Raw genomic sequence first — 22,061 nt, 5'->3', positions numbered from 1 at the left:
GGAGAAGCATCCGGCCCATCACTCGTGCGTGCTGCCCTGATTCGACTCACGAACGTCCGGCCGGAGCTCGCCAGCAGGATCCGTGGCGTGGTTTCGGTCGGCCCGTACGCGTTTGTCACGCTGCAGTCAGATACCGCCGACCGCACCGCCCGGAGTACCGGCGCGGTCGACGCCTCGCCCGCCAGGACGACTGTCTGCGCGACCGGGGGCGCCTCCGCGTCGGCCAGTATCCCTGTCATTGCCGTCGGCGCCGTGCTGATCAGACTTCCCGACCAGCTGCTCTGCGCCTGCGCCAGAACATCCCGCACCACCTCCACATACCCACCACATGTCAGTGGTCAGAACAGCTCGAACAGCGACACGTCGAAACTCAGCGACGTTACGGAGAGGACTCGGCGCAACCGGTCCGAGCCGAACGTCGAGGCCGCCCGGGACACCAACCACACCGCCGAACGGTGCTCCACGACAACGCCCTTGGGTCGCCCCGCCGACCCCGACGCGTAGATCACTCATGCCGGATGCCATAGCCGCAGCGGTCCGACTCGGTCTACGTCAGACACGCCGGTCCCAGCCAGACTGGCGGCGGCAGCCTGGACTGCCGGGTCATCCACTACGACCACCAGTCCGCCGGGCAGGGTCGTGGCCATGGTCCGCGAGATGAGGACGACCGCGGGAGTGGCGTCGCTGAGCATGAACGCGATGTGATCGGCGGGGCAGGCCGGGTCGATCGGGCAGGTGGGCAGCGCCGGCCATGAGCACCGCCAAGACCGCGACGATCTGCTCCGCGGACCGTTCCATCGCGACCGCGACCAGCCGCTCTGGCCTGGCTCCACGCTTCACCAGGTACCGGGCCGGACGATTCGCCCGCACGTCCAGCTCCGCATACGACAGGGACGTGGTATCAGACACCACTGCGGCCACCTGGCGTGGTCCGTGCCGCCTGCGCTGCCAACAGCCCACACAAAATCCCCTCCTCTGGGTGGGGATTGGACGTTATCTGGCCATTGATGCTCGGTGTCACGGTCGCCCGACTCCTTCGCACTCGGCCTTGATTGGGCGTTGGGGCACATGTCGAGAAGCCACTCGCGCTTGTCACTGTCGCAGGTCGGCCTCCGCGATGCACCTCCAAAAAAGCCAAGTGAATCGGCAAATCGAGCAAGTTTGAAGTAGACCGCTGGGGGGCGCCGCTGTCAGCATGTACTGCTGATGCGACGATTGGGGGGACCGAAGATGGCGGAGATCAGTCGCCGTGGGCTTCTTGCAGGTGCGGTTGCCGGGGGGATCACCCTCGGGCTCAACGGGAACAGCGCAGGTGCGGCACCGCCGGATACCCACGCAGGATCGTTGTCGACTGGGAATTGTGCGCCGTCTCCTGCAGCGGTGGCAGTCGGTAGCAATGATCCGCGGTATCCGAGTCTCATCACTCCCTGGAACAGGCGATTCCAGGGAAATCCTCAAAACGTACACCTCGTGCGAACGGCAAAGCAGATTGCCGACGTTGTCAGCGATGCTGTCGGAGCGAACAAGCGAATTGCGGTACGCAGCGGCGGGCATTGCTTCGAGAACTTCACCTCCTCTCCCGACATCCAGGAACTGATAGATCTCTCGCAGATGTCGGATGTCTACTACGACCCCAAGCGGCGGGCGTTCGCCGTCGAAAGTGGCGCAACACTCGGCCAGGTTTACAATGCCCTCGTCAAAGGATGGGCCGTTACCATCCCAGGAGGAATATGCCCCGGCGTGGGTGTCGGCGGCCACATCGCTGGCGGCGGCTACGGATTCTTGTCGCGCCGGTACGGTCTCGCGGCCGACCACCTGTACGCTGTGGAAGTCGTGGCCGTCGATGGATCGGGAAAAAGTCGAATTGTTGTCGCAACGCGTGACCAGGGAGACCCCAATCGAGATCTCTGGTGGGCGCACACCGGTGGCGGAGGCGGAAGCTTCGGCGTCGTGACGCGATATTGGTTGCGATCCCCGGGTGTGGACTCGAACGATCCCGCCGAACTGCTGCCTCGAGCGCCCGCGACCATGATAAGAAGGTCACTCACGATGACCTGGGATCAGTTGACGAGCGCGTCGTTCTTGAAATATTTCCGAAACTACTGCAACTGGTACGAGCAGAACAGCATCCCCGATTCTCCGAATGCGAATCTCTGGGGCGGGTTCTTCGCTTTCCACCAGTCGGCGGGGCCAGTCGGTTTTATCGTGGGTGTCGACAGTGGGGTGCCGGGCGCCCAGAGCCTCATCGACGCACACTGCGAGGCGGTCATGTCCGGTGTGGGAGTGCAGCCCGTGTCGGACAACACCGAGTTCGTGCCGTACCTCGACGACCGGAACTGGCAACACCAGCCCTATGCACGCTCCAAGGACAAGTCCGCCAACCTGCGCAAGGGATATTCGGACAGCCAAATTGCGACTATCTATCGTCATCTGACTGGCCCCGAGCCCACAAATTCGGGCGCAGCGTTTACCATGTCTGGGTACGGCGGCAAAATCAACGCAGTGGCCCCAGGTGCGACCGCGACGGCAGACCGGGACTCGGTCCTACGGGCATACTTCACGGGGGGCCGATGGAACGCGGCCGCCGACGACGCGAAAAACATCAGATGGATTCGCGAGCTCTACCGCGACGTCTATTCGGAGACTGGCGGGGTTCCGGTGCCGAACGCGATAAATGCCGGAGGTTACATCAACTATGCGGACGCCGATCTCGCCGACCCGGCCTGGAACACGTCGGGGACGTCGTGGGCGGAACTCTACTTCAAATCCAATTATCCGCGCTTGCAGCAGATCAAGAAACGATACGATCCCCAGAATGTGTTCCGCCATGCTTTGTCGATCGTGCCGAACTGAACGTCCGGTATCGGAAGCAGAAACGGGTCGCCTACGTGACTCTGGACCGGCCACATGTGCTGAACGCGATATCTGCGTACGCATGAAGAGAGATCTGGGACGACTTCGAAGTCGATGACGACATCTGGTCGGCGTGCTGTCCGGAACGGGGGAGCGTGCCTTCTCGGTAGGGCAGGATCCAAAGGAACTGGTGGCACTGACTGAACTGGGCTAGGCCGCTCCGTCCACTCTCGGTAGCCGGGGTCAGCCGGGCTGGCCCCGGCTGACCGAGCGGTTCGGTCCTGCCAAGCCGCTGATAGGGCGGGTCGACGGGTCCGCCCTTGACGGTGGTTGCGAGCTGGCCTTGGCCTGTGACGTCATCGTCGCTTCGGATCGGTCGGACCTTCGGACCCACCGAGGTCAGGCACGGTCTGATCGCTGGGGGACGGGGTCTTCAGACTGGCCCGGCAGGTGCCCTACCGTTCGCTATCGGGCATCTGATCACCGGTCGCCGTTTCGACGCCGCACGCGCCCACGAGCTGGGGCTGGTCAACGAGGTGGTGCCCGCCGCCGAACTCGACGCGAGCGTGCCGAGCTGGGTCGAAGATATCCTCCCTTCTCCCGGCGCGACAGTCTCGGTCGGAGAGCGGCACCGTTTGAACGAGGTACGCACGCTGCCACGGGCGTTTTGATAGCCCTTGTTGGTGGAGGGCATCACGTCCGCGCTGGTCAGCGCGTCGATGAAGCTGTGGATGCGGGCGGCGGTGAGGTCGTGCGCCGAGCCCGGCAGTACCGGTGAGGGGCCAGGTCCTCGGCGACCACTGCGAGCAGCATGATCGCTTTCTGCACGTAGCGCAGGCCGTGGCGACACCGATCTCGAACCCGGCGGCGAGCCGGGTATAGGTGTCACAGTTGCGCAGGTGGGCCAAGACGAGCAGCGCCTGTCGGCCCGGACCGAGACGCCGCCACCGGGATCGACGCCGATCACGGTGCGCTCGGATGAGGTCAACGAGGTGGTTCAGAGTTCGGCTGGACAGCGAGATCGTGGAGGGGCGGGACAGCACAGGCGAGGCCCTGGTCAGGGCCTCGGATCTTGGTCGACTGCTGTCTTACCTGGGAGCCTCGCCCTCATCGAGCTTCGGGTTCGCCACACCCGCCCTGCGCTGCAAGATCAGGTTGTAAAGGGTCCATTAGCCGGGACGTGCCCGTCGTCAATGCCGAAGCGGCCGATCGCATCTCTGACAAGGCACAAGCGCGCCACACAGCTGAGTCGTAGGCCCAGCAAACTCGAAGTTGCGGCCAGTGCCGCGCTACTGAGACGCTTGCCCGAGCTAGCTTCTTGCAACCAAAGAATTGGCCCGCAATCATTATGATGGAGGGTTAGTGAATGACCACGAAGACCCGGATCAGCGTGTGGCTGAGTGATCCTGCCAGTTACAAGATGGCAGATCAGCCAGACATCGCGGTGACCGCTGCCCGCGAGTTCAACGAGAAGCACCCGGAATATCTGGTCGAAATCAAGGCGCACGACTTTTACACGATGCCCGGAATCGTGGCCCAAGCCGCTGAGCAGGGGGATCCGCCCGATGTCGCGGAGTTTCACTTCACTCTGACGCGGACCATGATGGACGCACTGGGAAGCGATGGGGCGCCCCTGTTCACGCCCATTGAGCGAGCCATCGCGGGGCGAACCGAGATTCTCGGTGAGCCGGTCGTGCTCGAGAGCATGCTGCCTGCGGCGCGTGACTTCTTCCGCTACGCCGGCGAGCTGGTATCCATGCCCCGGACGGCGTCCACCCTGGTGTTGTACGCCAACATGACTATCCTCAACCGCGCTGGTGTGACCAAGCCACCGCGCACCTGGCGCGAGGTGGAGGCCGCGTGCGAGGCGGTGGCGAAGCTCTCCGATGGACCATCGCACGGTATCGCATGGCCGAACTGCTACTGGTTCTTCCTGCAGTCGGTCGCACAGCAAGGCGGGCTGATCGCGGATCACGACAACGGCCGGTCCGCGCGGCCGGAGAAGGTTGACCTCGCCTCGAACGAGATGATGGCCTATGTCGAGTGGTGGCGACGCCTCCACCGAAACGGCCACTATCTGTACACTGGAGTAATAGGGGACTTTCCTGGCTGCTTCGAGGCATTCGAAAACCAGGAGGTCGCGTTACTCATCACGTCATCCGTCGATGCCACGCATTTGATGCAGCGAGGTGAGCGTCACGGATTCACCGTCGAGGCCAGCCGTATGCCGTACAACGACGAGGTCCGTTTCGCGGGCAACAGCCTAGGCGGATTCTCGCTCTGGCTTGCCTCGGGCCTCAGCAAGGAGAAGCAGGACGGCGCACTGGCCTTCATGCAGTACCTGAACAGCCCGCGCAACGTCGCGGAGTGGGCCAAGCTCCACTGGCGCATTCCAATCACCAAGCCGTCGATCGATGTCCTCGCCGCCGAGGACTGGTTCGTTCGCAATCCCAATCTTCGGCCGGCCAGTGAGCAGGCAGAGGAAACGGACGGCTCGCCAGCGTCGTTCGGGCCCCTCATGGGGGACCACGCCGCCATCGTCGGCAAGTTGACCTCCGCAATGCATGACGTGCTGCTCAACGATGCCGAGCCAGTCGCCAGGTTCGCCGGTGCGAGCGAAGAGGCTCAACAGATCCTCGAAGCTTACAACTCATACTGCGACGGGCCGCCTCGTCGGACCCCTCGCGATTACACCGTCAGCATTTGAGTTCATCTCCCAGGTGGTAGCAAACCCAGCGCTCATGACTGAGCCTTTGCCAACTTCGTTAGCGCTGGTCTTCGATGGTCTGTCAGACGGCGCAGCAGGCCACCCCGAACCTCACCATCGCGGGATCACGCCATGGTGACGTGCCGCGGTCAGGCCCCGACGCGCCGGCGTTCTGGGCACGGCACTTCGACATCTCACGCAACGGGTCCAAACTCGACCGGCCGCGCCGCGGCCCCGATCAACGAGGGAAGTCAGCATCGATGATTCTCGAGGACCAGTACTTTCTTGGCTACCGGAGCGCGGAGCACGAGCGGCTACGGGAACAGGCGGAGGACTTCCAATCCGAGGCGGCCTGGTTGTTCGACCAGGTCGGACCGCTCGACGGTAAGACCGTCGTGGAACTCGGCGTGGGACCCCGTGGCTGCCTGGACGAGTTGTCGCGACGGGTGGGGCCGGACGGAACCGTCATCGGCGTCGAGCGCGAAGCGGAGTCGGTCGAGCTCGCGCGCAAGTTCGTGGTGGACCGCACGCTGGACAACGTCGACGTCCGGCACGGCGATGCGCGTGCGACCGGCCTCCCCGGCAACAGCTTCGACCTCGTCACCGAGCGGTTGATCCTGCACAACGTGCCGAGGCCTGAGGAGATCGTCGCCGAGGCGGTACGGCTGGCCCGCCCGGGAGGATGGGTCGCGTTCCACGAGGGCGATCGGGTGGGGCAGGTGTGCGACCCGCCCGCCGAGTCGTGGACCCGGCTCATGGATGTCCTCAAGCAGTACGCGGACCGGAACACGATCGACCTGTTCGTCGGCAGGCGGCTGCCCGGCCTGCTCCGCCGCGCAGGCCTCGTTGACGTCCAGGTGCGACCCGTCGTCTACATCGACCACGAACCCGGACACCCGCGGCGTGTGGTCCTCGCTGACTTCGCCGAGAACCTGCGTGACCGGCTCATCGCGAGCGAGTTGATCACCAGAGAAGAGTTCGACGATCTTCACGCGGCGTTGCGACGTCACCTCGTCGATCCGGGCACCACCGTGATCTCGCACCTGTACGTCCAGGCCTGGGGCCGCAAGCCCGAGTGATCGCGTCGTGGTCCAGCGGAAGCCCGCCCACGGCGGCCCCGCTGGACCATCCCGGGCGCCCAGCACGGTCGGAGATGCCCGCCGGCGACGTTTCGGCTGGACTGAGGTCGCGCGCTGAAACCGCGAGAGGAGCTGCCACCATGACCACGCCGCTGGAGAATCTCTCCACCGAGACGCGAACGTTCCCACCACCGCCTGAGTTGGCCGCCAGTGCCAACGCCACGGCGGACACCTACGACGACGCCGCCTCCGACGCGCCGGCGTTCTGGGCACGGCAGGCGGAGCGGCTCACGTGGGTGAAGAAATGGGATCAGGTCCTCGACTGGAGCAATCCGCCGTTCGCCAAGTGGTTCATCGGCGGCGAGCTGAACATCGCCTACAACTGCGTGGACCGCCACGTCGAGGCGGGCAAGGGTGAAAAGGTCGCCATCCACTGGGAAGGCGAGCCCGGCGACACCCGTACGATCACGTATGCGGACCTGCTCAAGAGCGTCAGCCAGGCGGCGAACACGCTGACCGAGCTCGGCGTGACGGCCGGCGACCGGGTGGCCATCTACCTGCCGATGATCCCGGAGGCCGCGGTCGCGATGTTGGCCTGCGCCCGCATCGGCGCCACTCATAGCGTCGTCTTCGGCGGATACTCGGTGGACGCGCTCGCCACCCGGATCCAGGACGCGGGCGCGAAAGTCGTCATCACCGCGGATGGTGGTTACCGGCGCGGCCAACCGTCGGCGCTCAAACCCACCGTCGACGACGCCGTCGCACGATGCTCGAGCATCGAGCACGTGCTGGTCGTCCGCCGCACCGGTGAGGACGTCGCCTGGGGCGAGAAGGACCTGTGGTGGCACGAGACCGTCGAGCAGGCGGACGACAAGCACGAGCCGCAGGCGTTCGACTCCGAGCATCCGCTCTTCATCCTCTACACCTCGGGCACGACCGGTAAGCCGAAGGGCATCCTGCACACCAGCGGCGGCTACCTGACCCAGGTCTCGTACACCCACTGGTCGGTCTTCGACCTCAAAGTCGAAACCGACGTGCACTGGTGCGCAGCCGACATCGGCTGGATCACCGGGCACTCGCACATCGTCTACGGTCCGCTGTCGAACGGCGCGACCCAGGTCATGTACGAGGGCACTCCGGACACCCCGCACTACGGCCGGTTCTGGGAGATCGTCGACAAATACAAGGTCACCACGCTTTACATCGCGCCCACCCTCATCCGCACCATGATGAAGTGGGGCGACGACATCCCGGCCAAGTACGACCTGTCGTCGCTGCGCGTCCTCGGCAGCGTCGGCGAGCCGATCAACCCCGAGGCCTGGATGTGGTACCGCGAGCACGTCGGCCACGACAACGTCCCCGTCGTGGACACCTGGTGGCAGACCGAGACCGGCGGGATGATGATCTCGCCGCTGCCCGGCGTGACCGCCGCGAAGCCCGGCTCGGCGATGACCCCGCTGCCGGGCATCTCCGCCGACGTGGTCAACGACGCGGCCGAGTCGGTGCCGAACGGCGGCGGCGGCTACCTCGTGCTACGCGAGCCATGGCCCGCGATGCTGCGTACCATCTGGGGCGACGACAAACGCTTTGTCGACACTTACTGGTCCCAATTCGGCGCTGGCGCCAATTCCGGTGACGAATGGATCTACTTCGCCGGCGACGGCGCGAAACGGGACGAGGGCGGCGCGCTGTGGCTGCTCGGCCGGGTCGACGACATCATGCTCGTCTCTGGCCATAACATCTCCACCACCGAGGTCGAATCCGCGCTGGTATCGCACCCTTCGGTCGCAGAGGCGGCCGTGGTGGGCGCGTCCGACCCTACCACCGGCCAGGCCATTGCCGCATTCGTCATCGCCCGCAGCAACGTGGACACCGCTGACGAGACCGGAGACCAGCTCAAGGTCGACCTGCGCAACCATGTCGCCAAGACCCTCGGCCCCATCGCGAAACCCCGCTGGATCACGTTCGTAGCCGAACTGCCCAAGACCCGCTCCGGCAAAATCATGCGACGCCTGCTGAAGGACGTCGCCGAGAATCGCACGCTGGGCGACGTCAGCACGCTTCTTGACTCGACGGTCATGGATATGATCAGAGCGGGGTCCGGAATGGCGGAAGACTGATCCTGGAGCCTCTCGCGTCAGCGCGTCCCTCGCCTTGACCGCTACATTATCAGGGCAGAGAGACTGCATAGGAGTCGACTTCGGCGGCCAGGTCGTCGCGAAACGTGAAATGGTCGTTGTATGCGAATGTGAAAGGCCCGGCCTCGCGGTGGCGGCCGACACCCGTGCCCGTCACCACGACGACGTCGGGCCCCTCAATCGTCCGCTCGACGGTCAATTGAGGGCTGCCCTCGAACGCCGGATTCTCGATCTCGTCGTCGAACTCTGCCTTACCCGAGGTCGTGCGTGTGCCGTGGACGCGCACACGACATCGTCGGTCAGGCATACCAAAATCATCTCGTGGCCACTGCGCCGGAACCCCAGGGCTCCGGCAAAGTCGTGGGTGTGTCCGGCTTGAGATGATTGGTGGAGGCGCGCCCTTGTTGGCGGCAGCAGGGCCCGCATGACCGGTTCAGAAGATCATCGAGGTCTTCGAGGCTTGTTGATCTGTCCGAAGTGAGCCATGCCCGCGTCACGATCGTCGCTGATCTCTGCCCTGTCGTGTCCACCGCCTGGTGGCCTGCCCGACACTGGCGGATTACCTGCGGCGCTGGCTCATCTGTCGGATCCACGCGCTCGTCGTGATGTGCGGCATCGCCTGCCGGTCGTGGTGAACGCAGCGGTCTGCGCTGTCGTGGCCGGACCCGCCGGGCGGCCGTCGCCGCCCGGCGGGTCGATGTCAGTCATGGCGGCGGCTACCGCTCCTACACCGCGATCGCCGAATGGTCGACGACCTCCCGGCCGCGACCGTGATAGCTCTGGGTATCGATCCTGACCGCCGGCCATCCGAGGCGATGATCCGCCGGCTGCTGCAAGCCCTGGACCGGGACCTGCTCACCGCGGCCATCGGCGCCTGGCTCGCCACCCGGGCCGCGACCGGGCGACGAGCCGCGAAAAAAGCGATCGCGGTCGACGGCAAGACTTGGCGCGGCTCACGAACCACCCACATGACCGCCCGGCACGTCCTCGCAGCCTGCGACCAGGACACCGGTGTCGTCCTCGCGAGCACTGACGTCGACGGCATGACCAACGAGATCACCCACTTCCAGCCTCTGCTCGACCAGATCGGCGACCTGCGCGACACCGTGATCACCGTCGACGCGTTGCACTGCCGACGCGATCACGTCGCCTACCTCGTTGAACGCGGCGCCGACTGGACCCCTGACCGTCAAAGGCAACCAACCCCGCCCTGCACCGCCAATTGCCGGCTTGTGGGACCGGCCGGCGTCGGGCGTTCCGGAGCCAGTCACCTCGACCGCGTCGGGTGTTGTCGCGAGCGTGGCCCGATCGACCGGATTGCTTCCCGTGACGGGGCGTGCCGGCAAGCCGGCGGCGGACACCACAAAGGTGCCCGCCGTCGCGAGGAAATCACGATCACCACTAGCGCCACGATGTGGACGGGACGGAGATATGGATGCAGTGCCCGATCCCGGCATTGTCCACTCGCCGGCACCTCTGACAGGCCACTACCCGTGGGCACCGATGGTGAGACAGTGGGACTGCTGCGAGCCATATCGACAGTCCGGGATCCCCGCGACCCACGCGGGGCGTGTTACCCGCTGACAGCCCTCATCGCGGTGTGCGCGGTGCTGGTCGGTGCGTCGTCGTTCTCCAGGTTTGGTCGCTCTACTCCGGATGGTTGCGCGGGCAGTTCTGGTAAACGGCGAGGCGCCACTGCCCGTCGCGCTTCACCAGAATCCATGAGGCGCGGATCGCGGCCTTCTCGGGCAGTTCCGTCTCCCCAGCCGGAATTACGCCGCCCTGGGTGATCAGTGCGACCGCACCGGCGCCGAGCGGCTTGATGTCGATGGGCTGCCCGATTACCCGGCTGCCCTTGTAGGGGCCAGCGAATGCGGTCGTCATGAACTGCTGGATTTCCGCGCGGCCCTTCTTGTATACGCCGGGTAGGATGAGCGTTCCGTCCTCGGTAAACAGATCGGCGAAGCCCTCGGTGTCGTGCGCTGCCCACGTCCCCATCATGCGGGCGGGTAGGGCGGCGATTTCGGCCTGGTCCGCCGCCTGAGCCGCGGTCTGGTCCGCGGTCTTGGCGCCGGTAGGTGCGGAGCTCTTCGTTGTCATGCCGTTCTCGCTTCCGTGAGGATGGTGGCGGCTCGTTCGGCCGTGGCGTGGTGCGCGGACCTCGGTGTATTCGGGCGCAGACGACGGCCGCCGACGTTACGACAGTCGCACCGCGACCGCATCGGTGCATCTTCGGTATTGCCGCGCTCAGTGGTGCCAGGTATCGCCCAGCGCATCGCGCAAAGGTGCGACACCGAGTTGCGGGAAAAGAATATGAGAATTCGGCTGGCGGGCCGACCGTCCGACCGGCCGAGCGCGCGGCCAGCAGTGCCTCGACCGGTGCGAGCACCGCGTCCTAGTCGTCGAACCGGCCGAGCACCGCGCGCGGGTGCGGCAACTCGAGCGCGTCGTACGGACCGGCCTCCACCTCGTCGAGGAGCTACTCGGCCCGGTGGTCCCGGTCGGCGCGCGGCCGTCCTTATCGGATTGGCGACCGGCCGGCAGGTGGGCGGGCGCCGGGTCACCGCCGGCACAGCGCCTGTCAGGGCATGCCGCCCATCAACTGCGGGCGATACATGACCGAGGCTCGGGGAGCCGAAGCCGCATGGAGCAGTCCTTCACGCCTTAAGGGGATTGACACTCCACACACAGCCTCGAGTGGACTACGTCGAGCTGCTGCCCAGCCTCTTCGCGATCGAGGCCGGCGTGTTCTGTGTGCAGCTCGCCAGAGAGGCCGAGCCGGCGCGGGTGCTCGCCGCGATCGCCGCGCACGCCCGTTCCCACCAGCGGATCTTCGTCGGGGTGACCGATCCGATCAACCCGGCGCTTGGAGACCGCTGAGCAGGTGCGCGAGCGGGTGCTGCGGGCCGCTGAGCACATCCCGCCCGACCGGCTCGGCACGTGCGACGACTGCGGGGTCGCCCCGTTCAGCGACGACGTCTCCACATCGCGCGACACGGCGTGGGCGAAGGGTACGCGCCCGGATCGAAGGGGTCCGCGCTTGCCGCCGAGCAGGTGGCGGGGTGAGGGCTGGCGCTGATCCCCGACGCGGTCACTCAGTGCCCGCGTTGCTCCGGTTCCCCCGGCGCGCGCTCAAGCAGCTCCGCGTACGCCACGTCGAACGCGGTCGCCGCCGGCACTGCGAGATCGGGCTCGATGCCGGTGCCCTCCCAGTTGCCGCCCGTGATCGGATTGATCGAATAGGCGTGCGGCACGGCGATCTCCATCGTCGGCGTCAGCGCGAAGATGGTGGCGAAGTTCGCTCCGCCACGCGTCGTCTCGCCGACCAGCCTGGCACGGCCGCGCACCTTCAGGTTCAGGCAGAGCTCCTCGGCGCCGGAGAATGTCCGGTCGCTCGTCAACACGTACAGCGGGCGGTCGAGGTATCGCTCGCCGGGCAGCCACGCCAGGCTCCAGAACTGCCGGGTCTGGCCCGTGACCCGGTCGTAGATGTTGTTGAGGTGAGTCGGTTTGGCCGGAAGGAAGTAGCTGCTCCACAGCGCAACGCCGTCCGGTGAGCCGCCTCCGTTTCCACGCAGGTCGAGGATGAGCGCGTCGGTGCGCGACACCAGCTCCATCGAGCCGACGATCGCCCGGCCGCCGTCCGTGGAGCCGCTGATGCGGCGCACGTCCAGGTATCCGATGTTGCCGTCGAGGATCTCGACCCGGCGGATGCTTGCTTTGGCGGGAGCGCGGCGCTCGTCACGCACCCGGACCCACAGGTGCGCATCCGGGCACACTTCGAGCAGGTCCTCGGTGAGGCGTTTGGCCAGCGTCGACTCGTCCAGACCGTCATACGCGCCGGCGGCCAGCCGCTGCCGGAGTGTCGTGGCGGCCGCCTCCGCTTGCTCCGGGAAGACGTACATCTCCCGCAGCAGCTCGATCGCCCGCTCGACCGGGCGCACGCTCACCGTTCCGGTGTGGGTGACGATCATGAGAGCTCACATTCGTCGAGGTGGGTGGCCGTCGCCGCGGTACCGTCGCCGCGGCCCGGCCGGCCCGGGGCGTCGGCCGGGGCAGTTCGCAACAGTGCGCGGCTGACATGCGCGATCGCGCCGAAGCGCAGTGTCGCGTGGTGCGCCTGGACCATCCATCGGTCAGTTGGGGTGCCCGGGGGAAGCAGGCGCTCCCTGCGGGAGAGCCTTATCGTTGCGATTGGTACGCCTGTCTGCCTACTGAGATCTGAGATACGCATCAGGCTCCCCGCTGTCGACAGCACCGGCCAAACCAGTGCACGGGTCGGGGTGCACGTTCGTCACCTTCGGCGTTGCGGTTTGCGCAACCTCTCCCGCCTCGCGGGACGCACCGGTACCCGCGGGCGGCGCCGCATCGCGGCGGCCAGCCCGGCGCCGGCAAGCAACACGCCGGCGACCACCGCGAGCGCCGGCCGGCTGGCCGTTCTGGAACGCGGCGCGGTGCGTGGAGTCGGGCAGGGTGGTTCTGCAGCACGGCGCCGATCAGCGCGGCACCGAGTGCGGCGCCGGCCTGGCGGGCGGTGTTGAGCATGCCGACGCCGCGCCCGCGCGTTGCGGGGTGATGCCGCGCATCGCCTCGGTCGTGGTGGGCGCGATGGACAGGCCCATGCCGACGCCGATCGCGACGAGCGGCCCGGCGAAGGTGCGCCACGACGACGAGGGACCGGGCAGCACCGCGACTCCGGGCACGCCGACGGCCTGCACGGCGAGGCCGGCCAGGAGGAGGACCCGGCCACCCACCCGATCGGCGAGCCGGCCGGCGACCGGTGCGACGGCAGCAGCGGCTCGGCGGCCCGCCGTTCCCACCAGACGAACAGCGCGAGCAGCGCCACGCCGGCGACGAGGATGTGCGGGACGCCGACCGGTCCCAGCACTCGGCCCCACGCGTAGCGCTGCCCTTTGACGAGGCCGAACACGATGGCCAGCAGGCCGTACGTCAACGAGACGCTGACCGGATCTCGCCGAGGGCGAGCGGACGGCGTCCTGCCCCGGTGGCGAGCGCGACGCCGACCGCGTCGATCCGGTGTGCCCGGGCCGGCCGCACGCGGGGCAGGTAACGTGCCGCGAGCAGCAGCCCGGCCAGACCCACCGGCACGTTGAGGCGGAAGACCGACTGCCAGCCGGCCTCCGTGACGAGCAGGCCGCCGAGGGTGGGGCCGCTGACCGCGGCGACGCCGGCCACCGCGGTGAAGATGCCGAAGGTGCCGCCGCGGCGGTGGGCGGGGAAGACGGCGGATATCGGGACCAGGGCCTGTGGCAACGCTCGGTGTTCGCGGCGAAGGCGCGGACGTGCTCGGGCTACCTGCCCGAGCACTCGGAGGCGGCATCGGTCGCGCTGACCGGCCTGACGGCGCAGGCGGCGGCGCTGTTGGCGGACGCGGCGGCGACGGCGGGCCGGTAAGCGACGGCTGCTGCGGTAGGAGTTGTGGCGCGCCACGATTCGGTCGCACTTCGTCCGGTCGTTCCGTGGCCAGCCCGCCTGACGCGGTCGGGCTGGGACCGTTGACCTCGTCAGGTCTTAGTCAGGTCGGACCGCTCACGCGGCGGAGCGGCCCGACGCGGCCGCGGCGCCGATCGACGACACCGCGCCCACCCGCTCCTCGGCCATCCGGGCCAGCGCGAGCTTGCGCTGGTCGAGCAGCGCCAGCAGTACTGGAGGATCCATCGCGCGGACCGGTTGCAGGTCGACGTCGGCGTGCACAACGGCGTCGCCCCGCATGTGCAGGGGCCCGCAGGTGGCGACGCAGACGGTCTGGTCGCCGTCGCCGGCGTCCACATCGGCGTCCGGTTCCCCGTTGACCGACTGGGCGAGGACGAACCAGTTGCCCGGCGGTACGCAGTCGAGCTGGTACGGGCCCGGGCGCGGCAGGATCGTGCAACGGACCGGTTGCCCTTCCGGGATGCGGTCCGGGAACAGGCCCAGGAACACCGGGCTGTCCGCATGCGATTCGGGCGCCTGGGCGCGGCCGTGCACGCGGGCGTTGTGCGGGTGCCCCAATCGGTAGTCGGGGTCGGTCCCGATCTGCGCGGCGAAGCCGGCCAGCCGGCGGTACGTCGTGGGCGGCATCCCCACGCTCCGGGTGAATCGGGAGCTGAACGTGCCGACGCTGTTGTATCCCACCCGCATGCTGATATCGGCGACCTTCAATGAGGTGGAGACGAGTAGGCGCTTGGCGCGCTGCAGGCGCAGGGCGGACAGGAAGCGGCCCGGCGTCACGCCGGTGACTTGCTGGAAGACCCTCGTGAAGTGGAACTTGCTGAGCATGGCGGCGCGGGCCATGTCGTCGACCGTGAGCTGCTCGCCGAGCTTCTCGTGCATGGCGGCGATGGCCCGCCGCACAGCCTTCTCGATTGGATCGTCCACAGCGGTTCCCCCGATGACCGGCAAATGTCGTCATGTTGACACTGCATAGCGGACGGCCCTGGCGAGTCCGGTTTGCTAGGTGTGTCGGCAGAGTGGCAGCGGTCAAGGCCGCCAGAGCTTATGGGAGTATCCGTGAATGGCCTCTTCCTGCCTCCTGGGGCGGGGGGATTTTGCTCGCGTCGAGGTTAGCCGAACCTTCGGGCGATGGCAACACCGTCAATGACGAGTCCAGCACGGCGCGCAATCGTGAAGCTCACGCTCCTTTGCGGAGGTCCGGATGTCGCTTCCGGACGGGGGCCGATGGTGGTCATCGTGGTATCGGTGGGGCCTCCGCGTCCATCTCCTGCGTTGCGTTGATCTGCGGAAAATGGTGATTCCCACTCTCCACTTTCCTTTGCCGCGGTGCTCGGGGTCGATTTCTTCGCGTTCACTGCCGAGGTCGTCGTGGCGATTGTGGCCGGCATGCAGGAGAAACTTCTGCCCACCTATGCGTGACCGCCTCGAGACGGTCGGCAGTTGGTTCCGGCATGGAATCGCGGCCGCCGCGGAGGCGGACGGTCCGCCGGAGGCGGCGCCCGCGGTCGAGTCGACGCCGGCCACGTACCGGGCTTCGCCTACGAGGGCGCGGCGATGGTCTTCGCGATCCGCGACGCCCTGCCCGGGCGGTCGCGGCACGACGCCCGGTTCCTCGCCGAACATGGACCTCCTCGCCAAGGCGGGCGTGGCGGAGCCGCCGCGCACCTGGCGCGAGGTGACGGTGGCCTGCCAGGCGATCAGGAAGATGGCCGGTGGCCCCACCCACGGCCATCACCCGGCCGAACTTCTACTGGCCCTTCCTGCAGGCGGTCGCGCAGCGGGGCGGGTTGATCGCCGACCACGACAACGGCCGGTCCGGCCGGCCGGAGACGACCAACCTGGCCTCGAGCGAGACGATGGCCTTCGTCGCGTGGTGGCAGGGCTGCACCGGGACGGCGCGCTGGCATTCATGCAACATCTCAACAGCCCGCGCAACGTCGCCGACTGGGCGAAGCACCACTACCGCATCCCGATCACCCGCGCGGCGGTCGACGTCCTCGACCAAGAGGCTGGTTCCGTCGCCATCCGCACCTGCGCGTGGCCGGCGACCAGCTCGAAGCGGCAGACGGCTCACCCACGGCGCTCGTACCGCTGACCGGACGAACCGGACCGTCCCGCACCCCGCTCGATGCCGCCGGAGCCACCCGACCGCACCGACCTCTTCTCGGCGGACACGCCGAGATCATGGGCGAGCTGACCGGCGCGATGCACGACGTCCGGTCCGGCGCCGCCGGACCGGGCCCGTCCGACGCCGGAACACCCGCGCGGGCCCGGTGAGGCACGAACGGCCTCCGGGCCCGCGCGGGCTGCGGCACGCCGCCGCGCTCTGCCACCAGGTGTCCTGGCTCCCCGTCCGTCAGCGCGCGAGCGAGCGGGCGAACCTGCGGATGTCGTCGACCAGAAGCTGGGGCTGCTCCAGAGCGGGGAAGTGTCCCCCACGGTCGTACTCGGTCCACTGGCCGAGGGTCGGCAGGATCTGTTCGGCGAACCGGCGCACCGGCCGCACCGCGTCCTTGGGGAACGACGCGACGCCCACCGGCATCGTCAGCGGCCACGGCCCCGCCCAGGTACGGACGAAGTCGGCGTCCATGTGGCTGGACTCGTAGTAGAGCTGGGCGCTGGATCCGGCCGTCGCCGTCAGCCAGTAGATGGAGACCGCCGTGAGGATGTGGTCGCGGCTCACCGCGTCCTCCGGCACCTTCGCCGAGTCGGTCCACTCCTTGTACTTCTCGGCGATCCAGGCCAGCTGCCCCACCGGCGAGTCGGTCAACGCGTACGACAGCGTCTGCGGCCGGGTGGACTGGATCCGCTGCCAACCGGTCCCGTCCTGCATGAACCTGGCGGTGAACTCCAAGCGGGCCAGGTCGGCCTCGCCCAGGCCGGCCATGGCCGCGGGATCGGGCGGCGGGAACGTCACGCACATGTTGAGGTGGACACCGACGACGTGCTCGGGATCGGCCAGACCCAGCCGCAGCGAGATCGGCATTCCCCAGTCGCCGCCCTGCACCGCGTACCGGTCGTAGCCCAGGCGGCTCATCAGCTCCTTCCAGGCGCCGGCCACCCGGCCGGTGTCCCAGCCCACCTGACCGGTCGGGCCCGAGAACGCGTACCCGGGAATCGACGGAATCACCAGGTGGAAGGCGTCGGCGGAGTCACCGCCGTGCGCGACGGGATCGGTGAGCGGCCCGATGACGTCCAGGAACTCGGCCACGGTGCCCGGCCACCCGTGGGTCAGGATCAGCGGCGTCGCGCCCTCCTCGGGCGAGCGGACGTGCAGGAAGTGCACGCTCACCCCGTCGATCTCGGTGACGAACTGCGGGTACGCGTTCAGGCGCGCCTCGGCCGCCCGCCAGTCGTAACTGTCGCGCCAGTACTCGGCCAGCTCCCTGAGATATCCCAGGGGCACACCACGATCCCAGCCCACGCCCGGAATCTCGTCCGGCCAGCGCGTCCGATCGATCCGCCGGTGCAAATCGTCGAGATCGGCCTGCGGAACGTCGATGCGGAATGGACGCATCTCACAACCTTCCTGTGTCAGTCGCGGGCCGCGTGCAGCGGCGCGGGGGCGGATGCCCGGCTTCCCCGGGCGCGGGAGTGCCGCAGTGTCCGGAGAATCCTGTCGGGACGGAGCAGAGCCGTCGGCTCGTCGATGAGGCCGGCGACCCTCATGAGCGCCTCGGTGAGGCTCGGGTCGTGGACCGCGGCCCGCTGGAGCCGCGCGACGTAGGCATTGATCATGCGTACCTTGGGAGTCCGGTCACCCTTCACTCCCGCGTAGCCGAGGTCCGCGGTCGCCGCGAAGTCCCACGGCGAATCGATCTGGCGGGCGATCTCCCGGAAGAACTCCTGCGGCTCCGGCACCGGGCCCTTGCGGAGCTGCTCGGCCAGGATGCGGGACTCGATGGCCGCGACCGCCATGCCCTGGGCGTAGACGGGGTTGAAACTGCACACCGCGTCGCCGATGACCAGCAGACCTCTCGGGAACCGGGTCAGCCGCTCGTAGCGGCGCCGGACGCTCGCCGGGAAGCGGAACATCACCGCGTCGTCGATCGGCTCGGCCTCGCGGACCGACTCGTAGATCTCCGGTACGGGCAGCGACCGGACGAAGTCGAGGAAGCCCTCCGGGTCGGTCGGCGGATGGTCGCCGAGCACGCCGGTGAGCGACAGTTCGACGCGGCCGTCGTCGCCGGGCAGCCGGTAGTAGAACGCGCCGCGCGGATGCGAGGGGGTCGCCGCCGCGATGACGGCGATGTCGCTGCCGAAGGGATCGCGCGGCACCCGAAAGTGGCGCGTGGTGTAGGCCAGGTTGACCGCCACCTTGTCCTCGGCGGGCCGGGAGTAGCCGAGCTCCTCCAGCCAGGCCGGCGTGCGTGACCCCCGGCCGGTGGTGTCGATCACCAGATCGGCGTGGAGGACCTCGACGTCCGCGCTCCGGTTGCGCGGCTGCACCCGTACGCCGGTGACCCGGCCTGCGTCGGGCGTCGTCTCCAACCCGAGGATGTCGTACTGCTCGAGGAACCGGATGCCGCCGACCTTCTGCACCCGGCTGCGGACGACCCGTTCGATGACCGGCCGGGTGCAGGGCACGGAGAGCAGCCCGGTCTGCGCCGGGCTGAGCCGCATGCCGTTGAAGTACCAGCGGATGTTGCCGCTGAAGTCACCCGGCCGGATGCCGGCCGCCTCCATGTCGGCCAGGAGGCCGGGGAACTGTTGCTCCAGGATCTGCTGACCGCGGGCGACCAGACCGTGGGCGTGGCGGCCGTGCGGGACGCCGCGCCGGGGGCCTTCCACTCCCGCCAGCTCGTCACGGTCCACCACGAGGACTTCGGGGTACACCTCGGAGAGCACGTTGGCGGCGAGCAGGCCGGCCAAGCTGCCGCCGAGTACCACAGCACGAGGTACGAGCTGTTCAGGCATCTCGATCTCCTTCTCCTCCGCGGCCACGAGCTTCGGCAGAGCCACGGTTCAAGCCAGCATCGGCGATCGCGGCGTGCCGGTCACCTTCCGTTGTGCTTCGGAAACGGGTGCGGTCGCACGGCCGAAGGCGCCGCACCGGACTCATTAGGTGAGGAGTGGTCGTCCCGTGTGGATCCCGCCCGCCCTGCCGTCATCGCTGGTGGGGAAGTGGCAGGAAACCGCAGAGGGCTGACGGCACTTTTAAAGGTGCAGTTCCAGCCGGCAGGACAGGAAACTTCAGTGTGATCAGTCAGCGACTCCGGGATGACTTACGGGCGTTTGCGGGCTCCCTGTCCGGGGTGCGTGATCCGGTTCCTGTTTGCGTTTCCTAGTCGATGTGCCGGTGCTGCACATCCATCCCGAGAGTGCCGTACGCCACCCGAGAGCAGGCACTTCGGGAGCTAGGGAGGGGATATGGACCAGTCAGTCGAGAGAGCTGTCCACCGAGTCATCAGATCCATGCAGGAAAACCTCGGTGAGCCGCTGACCATCGATGACATGGCCCGTACCGCTATGTTCAGCAAGTTCTATTTCTGCCGCGTCTTCCAACGGGTCACCGGCCTGTCGCCGAGGAGATTCCTGTCGGCGCTGCGGCTGCAAAAGGCAAAGCAGCTCCTCGTCTCGACCTCGTTGAATGTCATCGACATCAGCCACCTGGTCGGATACAACAGTGTCGGCACCTTCAGCACCCGGTTCACCAGCAGCGTCGGCATATCGCCGAGCGCATACCGCCGCTTCGGCGGTAGCGTTCCGGCAGTAGCCGTCGACGATCAGTCGGACACGGCGCGGATCCCGTCGTCGACCGTCAGCGGCACCGTCCTCTCCGCCCCGGACGCCCCGATCGGCCACACGTTCGTCGGCCTGTTCCCGCAGCCGATCCCGCAGGGCCGGCCGGTGAGCTACACCGTGCTGGAGCGTCCCGGTCCCTTCCTGCTGGACAAGGTGCCGGGAGGATCGTGGTTCCTGCTGGCGCATTCCCTGCGGTCCGGCGAGGTGGACGATCCGGCCGCCGGCGACGAGCAGCCGTACCTGCTGCGGCACGGGCCCGTGCAGCTTCGCGACGATGACGACCTGACCCTGCCCGACCTGCGGCTGCGTCCGGTCCACTTCCTCGACCCCCCGGTGCTGCTGGCATTGCCGGACGTGCGGTCGATGGCCCGGCGCGTACCCGGGGCGGACCAGACCGGCTTCGCGCGGACACCGGCCGGTCCGCTTGCCGGCAGGCCGGAGCGCGGCGGCAACGGCGGTTACCGCGGCGCGGCAGTTTCCGCCGCCTGACCTACGCCGCGAGGCGCCGGACATCCACGGGCGGCGCGGGCCCGAGCTCGGTTGAGGCGCTGTCGCGATCGAGGGCAGGGCGCCTCGTAGCGGTGATGCTCCAGCGAGGCGCCGAACGTGGCCTCGACGCGGGCCCGCCCCGGTGTGCAGTTCTGCCACCACGGCGCGACGGCGGAAGGCCGAGCAGCTGGGGGTGCCTGTGGGCGCGGCGGCGCGACGCCGAGGTGCGTGGTGGCGCGGCCAGCGCCTCATCGGCGCGGGTGCGTCCGCCGCCGGTCTGTTCGCGGGCGACGGTCGAGCCGGTTGTGGTGAGCTGTCCGACCGCCGCTGGTCAGGGCGTCCTGGAACGCGGCCATGGCCTTCGCGGCCGCCTACCGTGCGGGGGGAGACGTCGTGACGGCGCCGGCCCGGAAGCGCGCACTCGCCGGAGGGCCGTGACTGCCGACGACCCGCAGCCCCACCGCGGAGGTGGCCGGGCCGTGCGGGCCGTCGCGACCGTCCAGGGGCAGGCGACGAGGGAGTGTCGGGCGGGCTCACGACCCGCAGCCCACGGGCCGGGCGAGCTTCTGGTCACGCCACCGAGCGGGGCGGGGCCGGCGCCCCGACCCCGAACGGGACGGGCGGACTCACTGGAAGCGCCCCGCCCGGGCCGCCATTTGTCCAGCCGCACCGGGGCGACCAGCCCTCACCAGTCACCACTGGCAAACCCAACACGCGTCCACAGTGGGACCGGCCTACCGCCAGGGGGCGGCGCGTCGCCGCCCGAGACACGCCGTCAGTGTGACTCGATGTACGCGGCGACGATGTCGGCCAGCTCCCGGGTGACCTTACCCGCCGGCTGCGGCGTCGACAGCTCGCACACCTGGTACGCGTCCTTGCTGAGGCCCCTGGCCGTGACGGTCGACGGCGAGTCGGACATCACCGTCACCGCCGCCCGGGCGGCGGCCCGATCGGTCGACGTGTCGTTGCGGCAGGCCAGCAGGAAGGCGAGCCAGCCGCGGTACCAGACGAGCAGGTCCGAGAAGGCTGCCATCGAGCCGGCGAGGTCCCTGCTGGCCGCCAGGGCGTTCATCTCGTCACGGAAGATCTGCTCCATCTCGGCGACGACCTGTTCAGGATCGCCGTTCAGCTCCGGGCACGCGCGGGTGGCCTTGCCGAACTTGCTGAGGTACTCGGCGAACTTGTCTGCCACGAGCTCGTCGTCGGGCCACGCCGGCTGCACCAGGACGGCGGTGACCGGACGGCTGGACGCCAGCAGGTCCGCGACGCGCAGGGTGAGCGCGGCGGCGCTGCAGTGCCCCACCACGAAGGCCGGGCCACGGTCCGCACCGAACCTGAGGAACTCGTCCACGCAGGTCGCTGCCAGCTCCGGCAGCGGGACGTAGCGGCGCGACCCGGTCAACACGCCGATCGGGTCGATCTGGAACACCGGCCTGTCCTGAACGCTCTCGCTGAGCATCTCGCTCATCCGGGGCGCCAGGGACAACGCCTGGAAGTCGGCCACCAGGATGGGGTTGGCATCACCGGCGCTGAGCCGCCGGAGTATCAGTTCGTCGATCTCTGAATGCGTCATGTCGCCCCTTCGCTCGTGCTGGC

The 22,061-nt window shown here is 68.1% G+C and carries 19 protein-coding genes and 4 pseudogenes; 11 read left to right on the top strand and 12 right to left on the bottom strand.

Features of this window, described 5'->3' with window-relative positions:
* Positions 1-338: 338 nt before the first annotated feature.
* Complete coding sequence (locus AB0G13_RS16250) at positions 339-509, bottom strand: AMP-binding protein (RefSeq protein ID WP_357874681.1); 171 nt, start codon at positions 507-509, stop codon at positions 339-341.
* Positions 510-603: 94 nt separating this feature from the next.
* On the bottom strand, positions 604-921 hold the full coding sequence (locus AB0G13_RS16245; RefSeq protein WP_357874678.1) for an AMP-binding protein: 318 nt from the start codon (positions 919-921) through the stop codon (positions 604-606).
* 459 nt (positions 922-1,380) lie between these two features.
* Between AB0G13_RS16245 and AB0G13_RS16240 the strand changes: the two genes are divergently transcribed.
* Positions 1,381-2,853: an FAD-binding protein gene (locus AB0G13_RS16240; RefSeq protein WP_357874675.1), complete on the top strand. Its 1,473-nt coding sequence runs from the start codon at positions 1,381-1,383 to the stop codon at positions 2,851-2,853.
* 262 nt (positions 2,854-3,115) lie between these two features.
* Positions 3,116-3,223, top strand: a pseudogene (locus AB0G13_RS16235) (enoyl-CoA hydratase-related protein); the annotation flags it as partial.
* Between the two features lie 224 nt (positions 3,224-3,447).
* Here the strand turns inward: AB0G13_RS16235 and AB0G13_RS16230 are convergent.
* Positions 3,448-3,896 (bottom strand): annotated as a pseudogene (locus AB0G13_RS16230) (transposase family protein); the annotation flags it as partial.
* 323 nt (positions 3,897-4,219) lie between these two features.
* On the opposite strand from AB0G13_RS16230, the gene AB0G13_RS16225 reads away from it, so the two are divergent.
* From AB0G13_RS16225 to acs, 3 genes are all read left to right on the top strand, one after another.
* The gene (locus tag AB0G13_RS16225) at positions 4,220-5,560 is read left to right on the top strand and encodes an extracellular solute-binding protein (RefSeq protein WP_357874672.1); all 1,341 of its coding nucleotides are present in this window, start codon (positions 4,220-4,222) and stop codon (positions 5,558-5,560) included.
* 74 nt (positions 5,561-5,634) lie between these two features.
* Positions 5,635-6,639 (top strand): methyltransferase domain-containing protein, encoded by a 1,005-nt coding sequence (locus AB0G13_RS16220; protein ID WP_357874669.1) that lies wholly within the window; start codon positions 5,635-5,637, stop codon positions 6,637-6,639.
* A gap of 140 nt (positions 6,640-6,779) precedes the next feature.
* Positions 6,780-8,759 (top strand): acetate--CoA ligase, encoded by a 1,980-nt coding sequence (gene acs / locus AB0G13_RS16215; protein WP_357874666.1) that lies wholly within the window; start codon positions 6,780-6,782, stop codon positions 8,757-8,759.
* A 49-nt stretch (positions 8,760-8,808) separates the two neighbouring features.
* Here the strand turns inward: acs and AB0G13_RS16210 are convergent, their stop codons facing one another.
* The gene (locus AB0G13_RS16210) at positions 8,809-9,063 is read right to left on the bottom strand and encodes a hypothetical protein (protein WP_357874664.1); all 255 of its coding nucleotides are present in this window, start codon (positions 9,061-9,063) and stop codon (positions 8,809-8,811) included.
* A gap of 457 nt (positions 9,064-9,520) precedes the next feature.
* Here AB0G13_RS16210 and AB0G13_RS16205 point away from each other — a divergent pair.
* Positions 9,521-9,895 (top strand): annotated as a pseudogene (locus AB0G13_RS16205) (transposase); the annotation flags it as partial.
* A 529-nt stretch (positions 9,896-10,424) separates the two neighbouring features.
* Here AB0G13_RS16205 and AB0G13_RS16200 read toward each other — a convergent pair.
* On the bottom strand, positions 10,425-10,877 hold the full coding sequence (locus AB0G13_RS16200) for an SgcJ/EcaC family oxidoreductase (protein WP_357874662.1): 453 nt from the start codon (positions 10,875-10,877) through the stop codon (positions 10,425-10,427).
* 597 nt (positions 10,878-11,474) lie between these two features.
* Between AB0G13_RS16200 and AB0G13_RS16195 the strand changes: the two genes are divergently transcribed.
* The gene (locus tag AB0G13_RS16195; RefSeq protein WP_357874659.1) at positions 11,475-11,657 is read left to right on the top strand and encodes a hypothetical protein; all 183 of its coding nucleotides are present in this window, start codon (positions 11,475-11,477) and stop codon (positions 11,655-11,657) included.
* A 215-nt stretch (positions 11,658-11,872) separates the two neighbouring features.
* On the opposite strand, the gene AB0G13_RS16190 is transcribed toward AB0G13_RS16195, so the two are convergent.
* From AB0G13_RS16190 to AB0G13_RS16180, 3 genes are all read right to left on the bottom strand, one after another.
* Positions 11,873-12,751 (bottom strand): S41 family peptidase, encoded by an 879-nt coding sequence (locus AB0G13_RS16190; RefSeq protein WP_357874657.1) that lies wholly within the window; start codon positions 12,749-12,751, stop codon positions 11,873-11,875.
* 522 nt (positions 12,752-13,273) lie between these two features.
* On the bottom strand, positions 13,274-13,597 hold the full coding sequence (locus AB0G13_RS16185) for an MFS transporter (protein ID WP_357874654.1): 324 nt from the start codon (positions 13,595-13,597) through the stop codon (positions 13,274-13,276).
* Between the two features lie 130 nt (positions 13,598-13,727).
* Positions 13,728-13,973, bottom strand: coding sequence for an MFS transporter (locus AB0G13_RS16180; protein WP_357874651.1), 246 nt, complete (start codon positions 13,971-13,973; stop codon positions 13,728-13,730).
* 33 nt (positions 13,974-14,006) lie between these two features.
* On the opposite strand from AB0G13_RS16180, the gene AB0G13_RS16175 reads away from it, so the two are divergent.
* Positions 14,007-14,192: a DUF1702 family protein gene (locus tag AB0G13_RS16175; RefSeq protein WP_357874648.1), complete on the top strand. Its 186-nt coding sequence runs from the start codon at positions 14,007-14,009 to the stop codon at positions 14,190-14,192.
* A gap of 135 nt (positions 14,193-14,327) precedes the next feature.
* Here AB0G13_RS16175 and AB0G13_RS16170 read toward each other — a convergent pair whose 3' ends face one another.
* Positions 14,328-15,155 carry an AraC family transcriptional regulator gene (locus AB0G13_RS16170; RefSeq protein WP_357874645.1) on the bottom strand — a complete coding sequence of 276 codons (828 nt, stop codon included), beginning with the start codon at positions 15,153-15,155 and terminating at the stop codon, positions 14,328-14,330.
* Positions 15,156-15,642: 487 nt separating this feature from the next.
* On the opposite strand from AB0G13_RS16170, the pseudogene AB0G13_RS16165 reads away from it, so the two are divergent.
* Positions 15,643-15,845, top strand: a pseudogene (locus AB0G13_RS16165) (DUF1702 family protein); the annotation flags it as partial.
* Positions 15,846-15,852: 7 nt separating this feature from the next.
* Positions 15,853-16,326, top strand: coding sequence for a hypothetical protein (locus AB0G13_RS16160; RefSeq protein ID WP_357874703.1), 474 nt, complete (start codon positions 15,853-15,855; stop codon positions 16,324-16,326).
* A gap of 261 nt (positions 16,327-16,587) precedes the next feature.
* Here the strand turns inward: AB0G13_RS16160 and AB0G13_RS16155 are convergent, their stop codons facing one another.
* Together AB0G13_RS16155 and AB0G13_RS16150 are read right to left on the bottom strand one after the other, a co-directional pair.
* Positions 16,588-17,748: an epoxide hydrolase family protein gene (locus AB0G13_RS16155; RefSeq protein WP_357874642.1), complete on the bottom strand. Its 1,161-nt coding sequence runs from the start codon at positions 17,746-17,748 to the stop codon at positions 16,588-16,590.
* A gap of 17 nt (positions 17,749-17,765) precedes the next feature.
* Positions 17,766-19,148 carry an FAD-dependent monooxygenase gene (locus AB0G13_RS16150; RefSeq protein WP_357874698.1) on the bottom strand — a complete coding sequence of 461 codons (1,383 nt, stop codon included), beginning with the start codon at positions 19,146-19,148 and terminating at the stop codon, positions 17,766-17,768.
* Between the two features lie 453 nt (positions 19,149-19,601).
* Here AB0G13_RS16150 and AB0G13_RS16145 point away from each other — a divergent pair, with 453 nt between their 5' ends.
* On the top strand, positions 19,602-20,465 hold the full coding sequence (locus AB0G13_RS16145; RefSeq protein WP_357874638.1) for an AraC family transcriptional regulator: 864 nt from the start codon (positions 19,602-19,604) through the stop codon (positions 20,463-20,465).
* A gap of 775 nt (positions 20,466-21,240) precedes the next feature.
* On the opposite strand, the gene AB0G13_RS16140 is transcribed toward AB0G13_RS16145, so the two are convergent.
* Entirely contained in the window at positions 21,241-22,038 is a 798-nt protein-coding gene (locus AB0G13_RS16140; RefSeq protein WP_357874635.1) for an alpha/beta fold hydrolase, read from the bottom strand.
* Positions 22,039-22,061: the final 23 nt, after the last annotated feature.

This window comes from Micromonospora sp. NPDC023633 (genome assembly GCF_040640035.1).
GTDB lineage: Bacteria > Actinomycetota > Actinomycetes > Mycobacteriales > Micromonosporaceae > Micromonospora.
The sequence above is the reverse complement of the archived record's forward strand: the minus strand, read 5'-3'. Positions and strand labels throughout refer to the sequence as shown.